Origin of the sequence: Sandarakinorhabdus limnophila DSM 17366 (assembly GCF_945882885.1) — a bacterium.
GTDB classification, from domain to species: Bacteria; Pseudomonadota; Alphaproteobacteria; order Sphingomonadales; family Sphingomonadaceae; genus Sandarakinorhabdus; species Sandarakinorhabdus limnophila_A.
Window position 1 is genome coordinate 1 of sequence record NZ_CAMCWT010000104.1, and the last position, 4162, is coordinate 4162.

The 4162-nt window shown below is 63.6% G+C and carries 3 protein-coding genes and 1 pseudogene; 1 reads left to right on the forward strand and 3 read right to left on the reverse strand.

The genetic code is table 11. From position 1 onward, the window contains the following. Nucleotides 1–115: pseudogene (locus Q7O19_RS13160) on the reverse strand (IS630 family transposase); the annotation flags it as partial. 131 nt (nucleotides 116–246) lie between these two features. Beyond that, nucleotides 247–1770: a cryptochrome/photolyase family protein gene (locus tag Q7O19_RS13165; RefSeq protein WP_303810946.1), complete on the reverse strand. Its 1524-nt coding sequence runs from the start codon at nucleotides 1768–1770 to the stop codon at nucleotides 247–249. A 148-nt stretch (nucleotides 1771–1918) separates the two neighbouring features. Here Q7O19_RS13165 and Q7O19_RS13170 point away from each other — a divergent pair, with 148 nt between their 5' ends. Next, entirely contained in the window at nucleotides 1919–3154 is a 1236-nt protein-coding gene (locus Q7O19_RS13170) for an acyl-CoA dehydrogenase family protein (protein WP_303810947.1), read from the forward strand. A gap of 261 nt (nucleotides 3155–3415) precedes the next feature. On the opposite strand, the gene Q7O19_RS13175 is transcribed toward Q7O19_RS13170, so the two are convergent. Beyond that, on the reverse strand, nucleotides 3416–4162 hold a 747-nt coding region (locus tag Q7O19_RS13175; RefSeq protein ID WP_303810948.1), incomplete at its 5' end, for an acyl-CoA dehydrogenase family protein.

Here is a 4162-nt window from a genome sequence, read left to right on the forward strand (position 1 = left end):
GGATCGCCGTCGATGGTGCGACCCCAAAGCGAGCTGCCGCAGCACGGCAACTCATCCCCGCATCAATCGCCGCAAGAAGCCGGACACGCAAATCCAACGATAAAGGCTGACCCATCCATGCTGGCCTCCTTCACCAGCACGGATTCTGAGTCAGAAAATCCGCCCCTTGGGAATCCCTTACGATTCAGAGCGGTCGAAAACCGCTTTAAACTGTCCGAATCTCAGCCGCACCTGAGTAAGGTCAATTCACCCCAGCCCCGCCAGAAACACCGCCGCCTGTTCCCGGATGCGGACCTGCTCCTCCGCTGAGAAGCGCCGCCAGCCGTCGTACATGCGCCTGAGGCGTTGGTTGTTCTTGAGCTTCTCTTCGTGGCGGGCGAGGAAGTCCCAATAGAGGCTGTTGAGCGGGCACGCTTTGGGGCCGGTGCGTTGCTTGACGTCGTACTTGCAGCTTTTGCAGTGGTCGCTCATGCGGTTCACGTAGGCGCCGCCGGCCGCATAAGGCTTGGTGGCCATCAGGCCGCCATCGGCGAATTGGGACATTCCGATGACGTTGGGCGCCTCCACCCATTCCAGCGCGTCGGCATAGACGGCGAGGTACCAGCGGTGTACTTCGCCCGGATCGGTGCCGACCAGCATGGCGAAATTGCCCAGGATCATCAGGCGCTGGATATGGTGGGCCATGGCGTTGCGGCGCGTGGCGTCCACGGCTTGTGACAGGCATTTCAGATCGGTGGGCGCGCCCCAGAACAGGGCGGGCAGGGGGCGGCTGGCGGCGAGGTGGTTGCGGGCGGTGTAGTCTGGCCCGGCGAACCAGTAGAGGCCGCGCACATATTCGCGCCAGCCCAGGATCTGGCGGATGAAGCCTTCCACGGCGTTCAGCGGCGCGGTGCCGGCCAAATATGCGGCTTGGGCGGCCTGGCAGACTTCGAGGGGGGAGAGCAGGCCGAGGTTAAGCGCGGGGGCGAGTAGGCTGTGGTTGAGCACGTCTTCGCCGGTGACCATCGCGTCCTGATAATCGCCGAAGCTGGCGAGGCGATGGGTGATGAAATCAGCGAGGGCAGCCAAGGCCTGTTCGCGGGTCACGGCCCAGCTGAAACCGTCGATGCTGCCGAAATGATTGCCGAAACAGCCGGCGACCAAGGCCATCACCTCGGTGGTGATGGCATCGGGGGCGAAACGCAGCGGGGGTGTGAAGCGGTGGCCTTTCGGCACGGATTTGCGGTTTTCCTGATCGTAATTCCACTGGCCGCCCACCGGCTGATCGCCGTCCATCAGCAGGCCGGTCTGCCGGCGCATGATGCGGTAGAAATCCTCCATGATCATGCGTTTGCGGCCCTTCGCCCAGCCGGCGAACTGTTCGATGGTGCAGAGGAAGCGATCATCGTCGAGGACGGTCAGTGGCAGGCGCGCGTGCTCGGCCCAGCCGCGCTGGCTGTTTACGACGCGCCATTCGCCGCCGGCAACGGTGACGATGCGGGTGGCGCTGTGGCGCTGCGCAGCGCGGGCGACTTCGCCGGCAAAATCACCGGTGTTGGCGGGATCATCAAGCCGCACATAATCCACCGTCCAGCCCTTCTCACGCAGTTCGCTGGCGAAGTGGCGCATGGCGCTGAAGAACAGGGCGATCTTTTGCGGGTGATGGGGAACGTAAGTGGCTTCTTCCGCCACCTCCATCATCAGCACCACCGCTTCGGCAGGCGTAACGGCGCGCAGGCTGGCGAGCGTGTGGGAGAGTTGATCGCCGAGGATGGGCACAAGGATGGTCATAGGCCGGGTATGGCCGGGGTGAGCGACGGCTTCAACTCGGCGTGGTGTCGCGCGGCATCCCTCTCTTCCACGGGGAGAGGTGATAGGTTGCGGGCCTGTGCCTCCCGAGTAAGCTTCCGACAGAAAAGCCGCCGGGGAGGCCATCGCCATGTCGATCGATTTCGAGATTCCAGCCGAAGCCAAGGCCGTTCGCGAACGGGTTCGCCAATGGGTGAATGATGAATGCCGGCCGGCGGAAAAGGAACTGCACGAAGGTGCTGATTACAAGACCGTGCTGAACGCGCTGCGGGCCAAGGCGCGGGCGCAGGGCCTGTGGTTGCCGTTCATTCCCAAGGAACACGGCGGCATGGGGCTGGGCCCGCTGGCCAACGCGCTTGTGCAGATGGAGCTGGGGCAAAGCCACCTCGGCGCGCTGTCGATGAACAGCCAGGGGCCGGATGATGCGACGATGCTCACCCTGCTGGCGCATGGGACGGAGTTTCAGAAGGAGAAATATCTGAAACCGCTGCTGAATGGCGAAAAGCGCGTGTGTTACTCGATGACCGAGAAGGCCGCCGGCGCCGATGCCACCGGCATGCGCACCACCGCGGTGAAGGACGGCAACAGCAATTATATCATGAACGGCGAAAAGTGGTTCTCGTCGGCCGCCAGTGCCGCCGATCTGGCCGTGGTGATGGCGCGCACCGATCCGGATGCGCCGCGCCACCGCCAGTTTTCCACCTTCATCGTGGAGCTGCCCAACCCCGGCTACATCATCAAGCGCGACATCAAGACGATGGCCATCGAAGGCCCGCTTTCCCAGGTGATGGGCGGCGGCCACAGCGAGATCGAGATCAAGAATCTGGTGGTGCCGGCGGATGATCTGCTCGGCGGCGAAGGCAATGGTTTCAACATGGGGCAGCACCGGCTGGCCTATGGCCGGCTGCGGCATGGCATGCACAATGTGGCGATGGCGCAGCGCGCGCTCGATCTGGCGACCGCGCACGTGACGCAGCGCGAGACGTTCGGGAAGCGATTGAGCGACCGCCAGGGCGTACAGTTCATGCTCGCCGAATGCGCCAGCGAACTTTACATGGCGCGGCTGATGCTGCTGCACATCGCCTACAAGGCGGAAAAGGGCATGGACCTGCGGCAGGAAAACAGCATCGCCAAGGTGTTCCTGGCGCACATGGTGCACAAGGTGGTGGATACCGCGATCCAGCTGCACGGCGCGCTGGGCTACAGCCAGGATACGCCGCTGGCGAGCTGGTACACGCATATCCGTTCGCAGCGGCTGGTGGACGGGCCGGATGAAGTGCACCGCTGGACGGTGGGGCGCAACGTGATCAAGGCGTATCAGGCGCACGGCACCACGGCTTCGGCGGCGGGTGGGGATCTGATTTAGGGGCGCCAATCAAGAATCAGAAAGAAGAATGCCTCCGGCGGGCAGGGGCTGAGCCCCTGCACCCACTTTCGTTTGGGTTTGCTCCTAAACTTCGAAACAGGGTGCCAAACCAACGAACGGGTGCAGGGGTCATCCCTGCACGCGGAGGGCACCCATCGAAACGAAGTTTCGATGGGTGCCCTCAGGGGCATTTCTCTTCTGCCTGAACGAAAAAGGCCGGGCTTCGCTGCCCGGCCTTCTCGTTTGCGTTGCTGCAGGCGCTTACGCCGCCAGCGCGATGCCTTCGTAGCGCGACAGGTGGAAATCCACCGAACCGAACAGGTTTTCGATCAGCGTGGCGCGCTTGAAATAATGGCCCACGGCCAGTTCCTGGGTGATGCCGATGCCGCCATGCACCTGCACGGCGTTCTGGCCGACGAACTTGGCGGCCTTGCCAACCTTGGCCTTGGCCATCGAAACGGCGGCGCTGCGTTCGGCGGTGTCGAGCTTGAGCGTGGCCATCATGGTCATGGAAACGGCCTGTTCGACCTCCATGAACATGTCGACCAGGCGGTGCTGGATCACCTGGAAATCACCGATCGCCTTGCCGAACTGCTTGCGCTGCTTGGCGTAATCCAGCGTGGTGGCATGCAGCACCTTCAGCACGCCGCAGGCTTCGGCGCACACGGCGGCGGTGGCTTCGTCCACAACCGCTTCGATCAGCGGCAGGGCTTCGGCGTTCAGCACATGTTCGGCGCCCACGGCGACATTTTCGAAATAGACTTCGCTGGCCGACGCGCCGTGCACCGTCAGATAATCGCGGCGGGTGATGCCCTTGGCATCGGCCGGGATCAGCAACAGGGCGATGCCGCCAGCATCACGCTGGGCGCCGCCGGTGCGGGCGGTGACGAGCAGGTGTGTGGCATGCGCCGCGCCTTCCACAACGGCTTTCTGGCCATTGAGCAGGCCACCCTTCAGCGTGGTGGTGAGATCGTTGAGATAGAAGCGGCCCTGCGGCTCATAAGCGGC